The sequence below is a fragment of the Devosia sp. LjRoot3 genome (assembly GCF_964252865.1).
Taxonomy (GTDB): domain Bacteria; phylum Pseudomonadota; class Alphaproteobacteria; order Rhizobiales; family Devosiaceae; genus Devosia.
In genome coordinates this window covers 125,611-138,331 of record NZ_CAXUPK020000003.1, presented here as the reverse complement: position 1 = coordinate 138,331, position 12,721 = coordinate 125,611, and the positions used below count along the sequence as shown (strand labels likewise).

At 60.8% G+C, this 12,721-nt stretch carries 9 protein-coding genes; 5 read left to right on the top strand and 4 right to left on the bottom strand.

Features of this window, described 5'->3' with window-relative positions; translation table 11 throughout:
• Position 1 precedes the first annotated feature (1 nt).
• The 3 genes from urtC to urtA form a co-directional block, all read right to left on the bottom strand.
• Positions 2–1,201, bottom strand: coding sequence for an urea ABC transporter permease subunit UrtC (gene urtC, locus ACSQ2A_RS11630; RefSeq protein ID WP_436072375.1), 1,200 nt, complete (start codon positions 1,199–1,201; stop codon positions 2–4).
• A gap of 157 nt (positions 1,202–1,358) precedes the next feature.
• Entirely contained in the window at positions 1,359–2,972 is a 1,614-nt protein-coding gene (gene urtB / locus ACSQ2A_RS11625; RefSeq protein ID WP_436072374.1) for an urea ABC transporter permease subunit UrtB, read from the bottom strand.
• Between the two features lie 77 nt (positions 2,973–3,049).
• The gene (gene urtA / locus ACSQ2A_RS11620; RefSeq protein WP_436072373.1) at positions 3,050–4,357 is read right to left on the bottom strand and encodes an urea ABC transporter substrate-binding protein; all 1,308 of its coding nucleotides are present in this window, start codon (positions 4,355–4,357) and stop codon (positions 3,050–3,052) included.
• Positions 4,358–4,595: 238 nt separating this feature from the next.
• Between urtA and ACSQ2A_RS11615 the strand changes: the two genes are divergently transcribed.
• The 3 genes from ACSQ2A_RS11615 to ACSQ2A_RS11605 all read left to right on the top strand — a co-directional run bounded on the left by ACSQ2A_RS11615 (position 4,596) and on the right by ACSQ2A_RS11605 (position 9,350).
• Positions 4,596–7,970, top strand: coding sequence for a hybrid sensor histidine kinase/response regulator (locus ACSQ2A_RS11615; RefSeq protein WP_436072824.1), 3,375 nt, complete (start codon positions 4,596–4,598; stop codon positions 7,968–7,970).
• Positions 7,957–8,883 (top strand): response regulator, encoded by a 927-nt coding sequence (locus tag ACSQ2A_RS11610; protein ID WP_436072372.1) that lies wholly within the window; start codon positions 7,957–7,959, stop codon positions 8,881–8,883. The genes ACSQ2A_RS11615 and ACSQ2A_RS11610 overlap by 14 nt, the downstream gene beginning before the upstream one ends.
• 140 nt (positions 8,884–9,023) lie before the next feature.
• Positions 9,024–9,350 (top strand): hypothetical protein, encoded by a 327-nt coding sequence (locus ACSQ2A_RS11605; RefSeq protein ID WP_436072371.1) that lies wholly within the window; start codon positions 9,024–9,026, stop codon positions 9,348–9,350.
• 99 nt (positions 9,351–9,449) lie between these two features.
• Here the strand turns inward: ACSQ2A_RS11605 and ACSQ2A_RS11600 are convergent, their stop codons facing one another.
• A complete protein-coding gene (locus ACSQ2A_RS11600) occupies positions 9,450–10,088 on the bottom strand; it encodes a helix-turn-helix domain-containing protein (RefSeq protein ID WP_436072370.1) in 639 nt (212 codons plus the stop codon).
• 198 nt (positions 10,089–10,286) lie between these two features.
• On the opposite strand from ACSQ2A_RS11600, the gene ACSQ2A_RS11595 reads away from it, so the two are divergent.
• Positions 10,287–11,447, top strand: a complete 1,161-nt coding sequence (locus tag ACSQ2A_RS11595; protein WP_436072369.1) for a hypothetical protein — start codon at positions 10,287–10,289, stop codon at positions 11,445–11,447.
• 349 nt (positions 11,448–11,796) lie between these two features.
• A complete protein-coding gene (locus ACSQ2A_RS11590) occupies positions 11,797–12,612 on the top strand; it encodes a hypothetical protein (protein WP_436072368.1) in 816 nt (271 codons plus the stop codon).
• Positions 12,613–12,721 lie beyond the last annotated feature (109 nt).

Here is a 12,721-nt window from a genome sequence, read left to right as displayed (position 1 = left end):
TTTACTCCGCCGGCCGGGGTTGGACATTGTCGAAGGTTGAAGGGTCTTCGCCGCGCTCGATATCGGCAGACTGAGCCGGGGTCGGCGCCGCCGGTTCCTCGGCCTTCTTGCGGTTGGTGCCGAAGATCTGCTTCCAGAGGCCTACAATGCCTTTGGGCAGGAACAGGGTGACGAAGATGAAGAGGGCGCCGAGGGCGAAGAGCCAGAACTCGGGCAGGGCGCTGGTGAACCATGACTTTCCGAGATTGACGACGATGGCGCCGATGATGGGGCCGACCAGGGTGCCGCGGCCGCCGACGGCGGTCCAGATCACGACCTCAATGGAATTGCCGGGTTCGAATTCGCCGGGATTGATGATGCCGACCTGCGGCACGTAGAGAGCGCCGGCAATGCCGGCCATGATGGCCGAGACGGTGAAGGCGAAGAGTTTCACATATTCAACGCGGTAGCCGATGAAGCGCGTGCGGCTTTCGGCGTCGCGTACGGCGACCATGACTTTTCCCAACTTCGAATTGACGATCATCGAGCAGACGAGGACCGACAGGGCCAGGGCAATGGCCGTTGCGGCGAAGAGGATGACGCGGGTCGTCTGTGCCTGAACCGGGGCGCCAAGGATGTCCTTGAAGTCGGTAAGGCCATTATTGCCGCCAAAACCCATGTCGTTGCGGAAGAAGGCGAGCAGCAGGGCGAAGGTCATCGCCTGGGTGATGATGGAGAGATAGACCCCGGTCACGCGGCTTCGGAAGGCAAAGAAGCCGAAGATGAAGGCGAGGAGGCCCGGCACCAGCACGACCATGGCCATGGCGAACCAGAAATTGTCGAAGCCATACCAATACCAGGGCAGCTCCTTCCAATTGAGGAAGACCATGAAGTCGGGAAGCGTCGGATTGCCATAGACGCCGCGGGTGCCGATCTGGCGCATGAGATACATGCCCATGGCATAACCGCCGAGTGCGAAGAAGGCGCTGTGGCCAAGCGAGAGAATGCCGCAATAGCCCCAGACGAGGTCCAATGCGAGCGCCAGGATGGCGTAGCTGAGATATTTGCCGAGCAGCGAGACAAGGTAGGTTGGGACGTGGCCGAACTGACCGGGCGGGATGAGCAGGTTGGCCATGGGCACGACTACGGCAACGGCGAGGAAGATACCGATGACCCAGACGGCCTTTTTGTCGAGCGCGCGGAACAGGGCTTGGGTCAGCATGGGCAATATCCAGTCAGATTGAGAAACCCCCTCATCCGGCGCTGCGCGCCACCTTCTCCCCGAGAGGGAGAAGAATAAGAGGGGAGCACCATTCCTCTCCCACTTGGGGAGAGGGTGGATCGGGCGAAGCCCGAGACGGGTGAGGGGGCTTTCAAACTCATTGTTCGATCGCCCTTCCCTTGAGGGCGAAGAGGCCCCGCGGACGCCGCTGGATGAAGAGGATGATCAGCACCAGGATCAGGATCTTTCCGAGCACCGCGCCGGCATAGGGCTCGAGGAACTTGTTGGCGACGCCGAGCGTCAGCGCGCCGACAAAGGTACCCCAGAGATTGCCCACGCCGCCGAAGACCACGACCATGAAAGAGTCGATGATGTAGTTCTGGCCGAGATTGGGAGAAATATTGTCGATCTGGGTGAGCGCGACGCCAGCGAGACCGGCAATGCCGGAGCCGAGCCCAAAAGTCATGGCATCCACGAAGGGGGTCCGGATGCCCATGGCAGAGGCCATGCGGCGGTTCTGGGTGACGGCGCGCATTTGCAGGCCCAGCGGCGTACGGTTGAGGACCAACAGGAGCGCGAAGAAGACGATCAGCGCGAAGATCACGATCCAGAAGCGGTTGTAGGTGATGGCGAGGCCGAAGAATTCGGTGGAGCCGGACATCCAGGTCGGGGCGATGACCATCTGGTTTGTGGGCCCGAAGATTGAGCGCACAGTCTGCTGCAGTATGAGCGACAGACCCCAGGTAGCGAGCAGGGTTTCGAGCGGACGGCCATAGAGCCAGCGGATGATGCCGCGCTCGATGCCAACGCCGATGGCGCCGGTGACGAGGAAGGCGACGGGCAGGGCGATGAGCAGGGAATAATCGAGCAGGGCCGGGAAATTCTGGCGGATGACGAGCTGGACGAGGAAGGTCGTGTAGGCGCCGAGCATGACCATTTCGCCGTGCGCCATGTTGATGACGCCCATGACGCCGAAGGTGATGGCAAGGCCGATGGCGGCGAGGAGGAGGACCGAGCCGAGCGAGACGCCGAACCAGACGTTTTGCAGGGCACCCCAGACGGCGCGGCCCTGTTCGAGGCCAGCAATGGCGGCCTCGATCGTCGGCTTTACCTCGTCGGGCGCATTGGCGAGGGCGCCGGTGAGAATGGTGATGGCATTGCGGCCGGCGCCAGCCACGACCTGTGGCACGGCGGCGTTCTTGTCTTCGATGCTGGCGTCTTCGCTCGTCAGGATCGTGACGGCGCGGGCAGCCTGCATGGCCGAGCGGACATTGGCGTCGGTTTCAGCAGCGATAGCTTCGTCGAGCAGCGGCAGGTTGGCGGCATCGGGCTTGGCCAAGAAACCCTGGGCGGCGGAGAGGCGGGTAGCCGGGTTGTCACTCATCAGCGTCATGCCGGAAAGGGCAGCGGAAATATCGCGCCTCAGGCCGTTGTTGACGCGGATGCGGGATAGGTCGGCTTCGGCACCGAGATCGACGGCCTCGCCCGTCAAGGGATCGGTGACGGCCGAGTCGGTCTGGATGACAACACGGCTGGAGGTTTCATCGAGGTAGAGATTGCCGTCAGCGAGAGCGGTGAGGACCGGGACGACGCTGTTGTCACCGGTGGAGGCGAGCTCGACAACGATCTGCGTGAGTTCCTTGAGGCTCGCCTCGCCCATGGCGGCGATCTGGGCCGGGATATCGACCGGGGCGTCCTGAGCGCGGGCGATTTGCGTGGGCAGCAGAAGCGACAGGGTGAGCAGGGCCAGGCGGAGAAGTTGAGTCAGCATCGCTTGGAAAGTCCTTGTCGCTGCGAGAGAAAGAGGCAGGGGCGGAGGCCGCCCCTGCCGGGAGCTAAGCGCTGGGCTTACTGTGCTGCGACAGCGCCGCCGCAGGACTTGGTTTCGGTGTTGTAGTTGCCGCAGTTGACCGGGGCGGTCCAATCGGCTTCCAGAGCCTTGGATTCGGGCAGGAAGTCGGACCATGCGTCGCCGGGGACGAGGTCTTCGGTTTCCCAGACCACGAAGAACTGGCCGTCATCCTGGATTTCGCCGATCAGCACGGGCTTGGTGATGTGGTGGTTGGGGAGCATCTTGGCGACGCCGCCGGTCAGGTTCGGCGTTTCGAGGCCAACGATCGAGTCGATGACAGCATCGGCTTCGGTCGAACCGGCAGCTTCCACAGCCTTTACCCAGAGGTTGAAGCCGATCACGTGGGCTTCCATCGGGTCATTGGTGACGCGGGTGTCGGAGCCGATGAATTTCTGCCAATCAGCAATGAAGGCTTCGTTTTCGGGGGTATCGACCGACATGAAGTAGTTCCATGCGGCGAGGTGGCCCACCAGCGGGGTGGTGTCGAAGCCGGAGAGTTCTTCTTCGCCGACGGAGAAGGCGACGACCGGGATGTCTTCGGCCTTGATGCCCTGGTTGCCCAGCTCACGGTAGAACGGCACGTTGGCGTCGCCGTTGATGGTCGAGACGACGGCGGTCTTCTTGCCTTCAGAGCCGAAGGCCTTGATGTCGGAGACGATGGTCTGCCAATCGGAATGACCGAAGGGCGTGTAGTTGATCATGATGTCTTCTTTGGCGACGCCCTTGTCGAGCAGGTACTGCTCAAGAATCTTGTTGGTCGTCTGCGGATAGACATAGTCGGTGCCGGCGAGCACCCAGCGCTCCACGCCTTCTTCATCGGCGAGGTAGTCGACGGCCGGAATGGCCTGCTGGTTCGGTGAAGCGCCGGTGTAGAACACGTTGCGCTGGGATTCTTCGCCTTCGTACTGGACGGGGTAGAAGAGCAGCGAGTTCAGTTCTTCAAAGACTGGCAGCACGGACTTGCGGCAGACCGAGGTCCAGCAGCCGAAGACTGCGTCGACGCCGTCGACTTCGATCAGCTGCCGAGCGAGTTCGGCGGCCAGCGGCCAGTCCGAAGCAATATCGACCACGACGGGTTCGAGCTTCTTGCCCAGAACGCCGCCCTTGGCGTTTTGCTGTTCGATCAGGAACAGCATGGTGTCCTTGAGGGTGGTTTCCGAAATCGCCATTGTGCCCGAAAGCGAGTGGAGGATACCAACCTTGATGGTGTCTTCCTGTGCCATGGTCGGAACAACCATGGGCAGGGAAATGCTGCCGGCGAGTGCCGCGGCGAGCAGGGCGCTTTTTGCGCGGGTGAAGTTCATAAGTTCGTCCCTCTAACTTTGTTGACCCCAGGAGACAGCCAAGGGAGGCGCCTCGATGGGGGCACCTGAGACGATTTTTTGACGCTGCCCTATACGTCGATTGACGTAACTGCCTGACGGAGAGATTCCGCCCAACGCCGGAAGAGCCTGAAAAACCGCGTGATTTCGCTAAAAACCGTGCTAAGACAGGCGTGGCGAATTTTTGGGCAGCGCGACGAATTGGTTAAGGCTTGAGCGAATAATGGCGCGGCAACGGATCATTCCCATCAGGCGCGAATACAATCGCTGGGTCGCCAATCAGACGCTGGAAGACTATGCGCTGCGCTTTACCGCCAAGTCGGCGCGCCGCTTTTCCAATGATCGAATCTCGCAGACGGCCATTGGCGCCATCTCGTTTCTGGCGCTGGAGGCCATTGGCGGGGCGATTACCCTCAGCTACGGCACCACCAATGCGCTGATCGCCATTCTCATTGCCTCCATCGCCATTCTGCTCGTTGGCGTGCCGATCTCGCGCTATGCGACCCGGCATGGGGTGGACGTCGATCTGCTCACGCGCGGCGCGAGCTTTGGCTATATCGGCTCGACGATCACCTCGCTGATCTATGCGAGTTTCACCTTCATCCTCTTCGCCATCGAAGCCTCGATCATGTCGAGCGCGCTGCAATTGGCCTTCGGCATTCCGCTCTGGATAGGTCACATCATCTCGGCGCTGATCGTCATTCCGCTGGTGACGCATGGTATCCGGATGATTTCGAGCTTTCAGGTGCTAACGCAGCCGATCTGGATCGTTCTCAACATCCTGCCATTCATCTTTATCGCCTTCATGGACTGGGAAAAGTTCGACCTGTGGCGGGCCTTTGCCGGGTTGGGGCAGCCGGAAGGGGCAGCGGGGACGATCTCACCATTCGATATCGCTAAGTTCGGTGCCGCCTCGGCGGTCATCCTGGCGCTGATGACGCAGATTGGCGAGCAGGTCGATTTTTTGCGATTTTTGCCGGCGGAGGGTGCGCCGAAGTGGCGGCACAAGGTCGGGATTTTTCTGGCTGGGGCAGGGTGGGTTATCGTTGGTGCGCCTAAGCTGATCGCGGGGTCGTTCCTGGCTTTTCTGGCGCTGTCGGCCGGCGTTTCGCCCGAGCATGCGTCAGAGCCCGGTTACATGTATGCCGTGGCCTTTGGCTACATGATCCCCAATGAGTTCATTGCCTTGATGCTGATGGCCGTCTTCGTGGTGGTCAGCCAGCTCAAGATCAATGTCATGAACGCCTATGCCGGGTCTCTGGCCTGGTCGAACTTCTTCTCGCGGCTGACCCATAGCCATCCGGGTCGGGTTGTCTGGTTGCTCTTCAATGTCGCCATTGCGCTGCTTCTTATGGAGCTGGGCATCTATCGGCTGCTGGAAGAGACGCTCGGCATCTTTTCCATCATTGCCATGGCTTGGCTCTGCTCGATTTCGGCCGATCTTTTCGTCAACAAGCCGCTGGGCCTGTCGCCGCCCGGTATCGAGTTCAAGCGCGCGCATCTCTATGACATCAATCCCGTCGGTGTCGGGTCGATGCTGCTGTCGGCGGTGATCGCGCTGGCGGCGCATTTTGGTGCTTTTGGCGAGATGGCTGCGGCGCTGGCGCCTTATATCGCACTGGTGGTTTGTTTCATCGCATCGCCGGCCATCGCCTGGGCCACCAAGGGGAAATATTACCTCGCCCGCAAACCGCGGAAAGCATGGGCGAACAAGACCTCGCTGACTTGTTCGATCTGCGAACACCCCTTCGAGCCCGAGGACATGGCTTGGTGCCCCGCCTATGCGGCGCCGATCTGTTCGCTCTGCTGTTCGCTCGATGCGCGTTGCCATGACATGTGCAAGCCGCACGCGCATTTCCGGGCGCAGACGCATGCGGTGGCTTCGAGCGTGCTGCCGCAATGGGCGATCGAGAAATTGCAAACCCGGCTTGGGCGCTACGGCATGTCCATGGGCATTGCGACGGCGATCCTCGGCGGCATCCTTGGGCTGATCTATTATTTCGCCAGCCAATCGGCGCCGCATACGGCCGATGTGGTGGGCGGCACACTACTCGTGGTGTTCTTCGTCTTCGCGGTGGCCGCGGGGATCATGACGTGGTTCCTCGTGCTGGCGCATGACAGCCGGCTGGTTGCCGAAGAGGAGAGCACGCGACAAAACACGCTGCTGCTCAAGGAAATCGACGCCCACGGCAAGACCGATGCCGAGTTGCAGCGCGCCAAGGAAAAGGCCGAGGCGGCCAATCAGGCCAAGTCGCGCTACGTCGTCGGCCTCAGCCACGAATTGCGCACGCCGCTCAACGCGGTGATGGGCTATGCGCAGATATTGGAGCGCGATCCCGAAGTGCCGGAGAACAGGCGTGGCTCAGTGCAAGTCATCCGCCGCAGTGCCGAGCATCTGTCGGGGCTGATCGATGGCCTGCTCGATATTTCCAAGATCGAGGCGGGGCGGCTGCACGTCTATTCGAACGAGATCAATATCCAGGATTTTCTGGATCAGATCGTCGACATGTTCCGGCTGCAGGCGGGAGCCAAGGGGCTGGAATTTCGCCATACGCGCGCCAAGGCCCTGCCGATCTATGTGCGGACCGACGAAAAGCGGCTGCGGCAAATCCTGGTCAATCTGCTCTCGAACGCCATCAAGTTCACCAGCTCGGGCCATGTCAGCTTCGAGGTGGCCTACCGTATGCAGGTGGCAACTTTCACCGTGTCCGACAGCGGCAACGGCATTTCGCCAACCGATCTCGACCATATCTTCGAGCCGTTTGTGCGCGGCGAGGCTGAGCACAATCGATTCACGCCCGGGCTGGGGCTTGGGCTGACGATCACAAAGCTGCTGACGGAAACGCTGGGCGGCGAGATCACCGTGTCCAGCACCGTTGGCGTCGGCACACGGTTCCAGGCGCGGCTGATGCTGGCGAAGGTCGAGCGCCTGAGCCAAGGTCGGGTCGATCTGCGCCGCATCGTCGGTTATGCAGGGCCGGCGCGGGTGGTCATGGTGGTCGACGACAATCAGGACCATCGCGAGCTGATGCGCGAAATGCTCTCACCTCTAGGCTTTGTCGTGCTGACGGCCGCGGATGGTCTTTCTTGCCTCGATCTCATTGCGACCACGCGGCCCGACCTCTTCTTCGTCGATATCCGCATGCCGGGCATGAGCGGTTGGGACCTCGTTTCCGCCCTGCGCGAGCGGGGTGTCGCCGAACCGATCGTCATGCTCTCGGCCAATATCGGCGATGGGGCTGGGCCGGCCAGTGCCGATGCCGGGCATAATGATGCGCTGGCGAAGCCTTTCGATCTTGCGCAATTGCTCGACAAGATTGGAGCGCAGCTGGCGCTGGACTGGACCTATTTCGAGGCGCAGACGCCCAAGCTAAAGAGGACGAAAAAGCTGCGTTCCCCTGGGGTGGAGCACTTGCGTGACTTGGCCAATCTGGGGCAAATCGGCCATATCAGGGGGATAGAAGCGAAATTGACCGAACTGGCCGTCGATCCCAACAACGAGCCCTTGGTGACCGCCTTGCGCGGGCACATGGAGAGCTTCGATTTCGACGGCTATGCGGAATTGCTCGAACGGGTCAGCCATGAGCCGGATTGAGAAAGATCAGGACATAGTCCTGCTTGTCGATGACTCGCCGGAATCTCTGGGCTTTCTGACGACGGCGCTCGAGGAAGCTGGCGTCACCGTGCTGGTGGCGCGCAGCGGCGAGGCGGCGCTCAATATCGTGCAGCGCGTGGTGCCTGACGTTGTGCTGATGGACGCCGTGATGCCGGGGCTCGACGGCTTTGAAACCTGCCGCCGGCTCAAGGCCATGGCGCCGCTGACCCATGTGCCTGTTATCTTCATGACCGGGCTAACCGAAACCGAGCATATCGTCCATGCGCTCGAAAGCGGCGGCGTGGATTATCTCTCAAAGCCCATCAATGTCGACGAATTGCGCGCCCGTATCCGTGTGCACCTCGCCAATGCCCGCCGTGCCCAAAGCGCGCGGATTGCACTCGATGCCGCCGGTCGTCATCTGGTGGCCTTTGGTGCCGATGCGGCGGTGCTTTGGTCGACGCCGCAAGCGAACAAACTGCTCGAACGCTCCGGCATGGATGCCGATCATCAGGCCGACATGTCCGGCGGTTTCTCGCGCTGGCGCCTCGATTATGGCGATGCGGCGCCAGGCAGTGGGTTCGATCTCAACCTGCCAGGCGCGCCGGGGTTGCAGTTTGCGTTTCTCGGCGTCGTCGGCGGCGATGAATATCTCTTCCGTCTCACCGGTGCACAGGAAGAGGGGCAGGAGGACAATCTCCGCCAGCATTTTGGGCTGACGCAGCGCGAGAGCGAAGTGCTGCTCTGGATCGCGCGGGGAAAATCCAACCGGGATATCGGCGACATTCTCGGCCTCAGCCCGCGGACGGTGAACAAGCACCTGGAGCAGGTCTATGCCAAGCTCGGCGTGGAAAACCGCGCCTCGGCCGCCATCAAGGCCATCCAGGCGATGCAGGCAAGCTTCGAGCTTTAGGACTTTCCCCTAGTTTGGGTCTGCAAACGCGTCTAGTGCGCATGAAACGCATATTATCAGTCCCCACAATTGCCCAAAGCGGCGCCCTCGGGTTCTCTCGCTCGTGTCGAAACCGACATGTTTTCAAGGGAGTAACGAGTATGAAGACTGTGATCGCACTTTCCGTCCTGGCTGCCATGGCGATGACTTCGGGCGCTCATGCCGGCGGCTTCTTCGCCAAGCGCACCAACAACGTCCTCAGCAATATCACCGGCCTCGTTTCCACGGTGGCTGATGTCGTCGATGTGGGCAATGTCAATGTTCTCAACGGCAATACCGTCGCTGTGGGCAATAACAGCAGCATTCTCTCGGGCATTCTGAGCGGCAACAACACTGCCAATGGCAATTCCATTCTCAATGGCGTGCTGAACGGGAACGGCATCCTGGGCATCGGCGGCCAGAACCAGACCAAGAAGCACGGCTGGTAGCTCCTGCGGCGGGGTGTTACCTCCAACCCGCCACGGACGCCAGACCCGCGCCGGAGCCCCCCGGCGCGGGTTTTTTGCCATCTGAGAAGCGGGAATGTATCAGGAGGCGGGGGCCATCTGCCGCCAAAGAGTAAGGGAATGCCGCTCCCCTTCGTCAGGTGTCAGACGAACCTCTTCAAGCCGGATTTCCTTGCCTTCGAGGCCGGTTGCTTCGCGAAAACTCGGTTCCACCAGACAGAGGCGCGTGCCGACCACCGTGTGAATGGTCTTGGTGATGATTGCGCACCAGTCGCGGCCGTTCTCGACGAAGGGGATGGTGATCTTGAGGCTCACGACGCCAGCCGGTCGAGCCAGCAGTTCGCAGAAGCGGGCATGGACTGGAGCAAAGGCTGGATTTTTCTGCGGGTCGATGACCCAGCCGAAGCGATCGAGCGGGCCGGATGAAAGTTTCAGCGGCCGGCTGCAGGCGATGATCGTGTGGCTGGCATCCATCAGCAGCAGGTTCTGGTGCGACTCTTCCACGAAATAGCGCAGGGCCACCAGCGGATCGGCCTCGGGGCCACAGATCAGGCGTCGTATGGCTTCGATATTGTGCGGGCGGGGGGCGTCTCGCCCACTTTCCCAGCGGCTGACCTGGCTCTGCGTGACGCCGAGGCTTTTGGCGACGGCGTCCTGTTGCAGGCGGGCGCGGATGCGCCAATTGCGCAGGGCGGTGCAAAGTTCGCTCGGTTTTGGCATGGCCAGCTCCTTTTGAGTGGAGCCAAAATCCCGGAGTGGTGCTGAAGATCATAGTTAATAGAATACTTACACGATCAAGTTCCGGAATTAACGCTTAATCTCAACGCTGTGGGACAGGTAAATGTACTGACCCTCTACGTGAAATATTGGTTACTGAACCATGAGCATTCTCGTCTGGTAGCTCCACCGGAGGTTGAGATGCGACGCTTTTCTTGCATTGCGATATGGGTGGTCAGTGTTTCCGCGGTCTTCGGGGAGGATGCTTTTGCACTCAAGAGCACTGTCGAGACGGGCCGGACCAGCAATGCCACTGAGACTGTCGATGGGCCGTCCGACCTGTTTGTCGAACACAAGCATGAGCTCTCGCTGTCGCATGCCATGGGTGCTCTGACGCTGCGCGGCACTCTGCTGTTCGAGCAGACGCGCTTTGCCACCATCTCCGTGGAAGACGACATGTCGGCGGCGGCCGGCGTTGAGGCCGCATTGGAGCTGGACAAGGGCATGGTGCTGCGCGCCGGTTACGCCCTGACGCGCGACTGGATCGGGGAAGGTTTGCCGCTCGATGATGCGATGATCGGCGTGGCGAACGGGAAAGTAACGCACGAAACCATGCTGGAACTGGCAGTCATCGGAACCGACCAGCAAGTCAACGTGACGGTGAACGGAAGCTGGCGCTATCCAGAGGATGCCATCATTTCCGGTCTGCCCATCACGCTGCCGCCTGTTCGGCTCGATCCCGAAGTGGGTGTTGTCGCCGTAGGGGTGAACTGGGAGAAGGCTGTGACCGGCACCATGGCTGTGCTCGGTCGGCTCAAGGGCGATTTCTCCGACGTTCCGGAACACGACCAACTCGACTATGGTCGCCTGCCGGGCACTGCCGGAACTGTCGCGAGCGGCGTGCGCGCCAGGGCGGGCAATCTTTTCGTCGAGTTTCTGGCTGGGGCGACAATGGTATGGCCGCTGATCGATCCGGGCCTGCGCGAGGTTTTGCCTTATCTGGCGATGCAGTCGGAACTCGCCTTGGGTGATCGGTGGACTCTCGCCCTTCGGGCCGAAAAGAGCGTGGATCTGGACGATCCGCTCGATCCGGTTGCCAGCAGCGTCAGCGAGGTGGAGCTTTCGGCGCGGTATCGCATGACGGATGCCCTTTCGCTGTCGGCGGCGGTCAGTCGCAGCGAGGAGCTGGGGATTTTCGATGCGAGCCAGACCCGGCGCGTTCAGACGGCCAGCCTGCGCCTCGACTATGCCATTGCAGATCAGGCGAGCCTGTCGCTGGCGGCTTTGCGAAAATGGGTGGAAGAGGGTGGCGACAATTATGACGTCGACCGCTTCACCCTGGCGATCTCTACGCAATTTTAGTGCGGCTGCCGATGTGAACAGCTCGCGGGGAACTGATGTGGAAATGGGTCGTTGTGCCAGCGAACCACAGTTCTGCTGTGGCGAGCCACGCGGCGGTCCCAAGCGGGGATCAGCCCGATAAGTCGGCGGTGGCAGGAAGGCTGACGCTCCTTTGCTGTAGCCCCGATGGGGCGCGGAACTTCGGTTCCGCGCCTTTTTTGTTGTCGTATATGGCGGTTAATTTTTGTCTATATTTATGTATTGATCCATTGTTTACCAGTTGAGCTGGATATCATTGGGAGCTGCAACTCAAATTGGTCTTCGCTCGTCACTTCTGTGCGGCAATTGGTCGCGAAGATGGAGATGAGTTATGAAAAGAACAGTTCTTTCGTTTCTGCCTCTGGTCTTTATCGCGAGTGTTTCGGCGCCCGCTCAGGCGCAGAACTTGCTTGGTATCATTGGCGGAAGTGGCGAAGAGGCTCTGGTCACGTTGGGTTCGGGAGATGCCTCGAACTCGGGTCTGGTCAATGTCGGTCTCGGTGGCGAGGGGCAGTTGCTCGATGCGCAAGTCGGCGGCAGTTCGAGCATTGCCAATGCAACCGTCGGCAGTGGCGGTGGCAGCGCCTTGAACGCCAATGCGAATCTGCTGGGCGGCGGCGCCACAGCTGGCGCAACTGTGGGCGGTGGAAACCTGCTTGGTGCAAATGTCGGCCTGCTTAACGGCACCGTCGGCGTTGGCGCGACCGTCGGCGGCGGTAGCCTCGCTAATATCGGTGTGAACATCGGTGGCGGCGGAGCGCCCGGCAATGGCGGCAATCCCGGAAATGGCGGAGGAGGCGTCGGAAACGGCGGTATTGCTCCGAGCTTGTCGGCGTCCAATGGCGGCAGTGTGCCAGTCTGTGCCGGCACCAGCCCGCGTGAGGTGGAGCGACTGATCCAGGGCACGCAGATTGGCGGTTCGTGGCAGCGCGCCAGCAATGTCGAAATCCGTCGTGTCGATATGTGCCCGGAGATGCAAACTTGGCTCGCCGCTGCGCTGACCAATTCCGGCCTCGGCAATTCGCTGCGTTCGGCGATCAACAATGACCGCCTGCTGAGCGCTTCGGTCGAACGGTCTTCCTACAATTCGAACCGCGTATTCGCCGTACAGCAGCGCGGCAATCAGCTGACGGTCTTTGTCTACTGAGGGCCGAAAGCCCGGCTTGCTTCCGGATTGAGCAAGTCTTGAACCCAATATCTCAGCATGTCGCCTATAATTTAGGCGGCATGCAAAAATGACCTCTTTGTAATCAGTT

Excerpts from the sequence above, each read along its gene's own strand:
- urtC (WP_436072375.1), bottom strand. The coding sequence starts at position 1,201 with ATGCTGACCCAAGCCCTGTTCCGCGCGCTCGACAAAAAGGCCGTCTGG.
- urtB (WP_436072374.1), bottom strand. The coding sequence starts at position 2,972 with ATGCTGACTCAACTTCTCCGCCTGGCCCTGCTCACCCTGTCGCTTCTG.
- urtA (WP_436072373.1), bottom strand. The coding sequence starts at position 4,357 with ATGAACTTCACCCGCGCAAAAAGCGCCCTGCTCGCCGCGGCACTCGCC.
- ACSQ2A_RS11610 (WP_436072372.1), top strand. The coding sequence starts at position 7,957 with ATGAGCCGGATTGAGAAAGATCAGGACATAGTCCTGCTTGTCGATGAC.
- ACSQ2A_RS11605 (WP_436072371.1), top strand. The coding sequence starts at position 9,024 with ATGAAGACTGTGATCGCACTTTCCGTCCTGGCTGCCATGGCGATGACT.
- ACSQ2A_RS11600 (WP_436072370.1), bottom strand. The coding sequence starts at position 10,088 with ATGCCAAAACCGAGCGAACTTTGCACCGCCCTGCGCAATTGGCGCATC.
- ACSQ2A_RS11595 (WP_436072369.1), top strand. The coding sequence starts at position 10,287 with ATGCGACGCTTTTCTTGCATTGCGATATGGGTGGTCAGTGTTTCCGCG.
- ACSQ2A_RS11590 (WP_436072368.1), top strand. The coding sequence starts at position 11,797 with ATGAAAAGAACAGTTCTTTCGTTTCTGCCTCTGGTCTTTATCGCGAGT.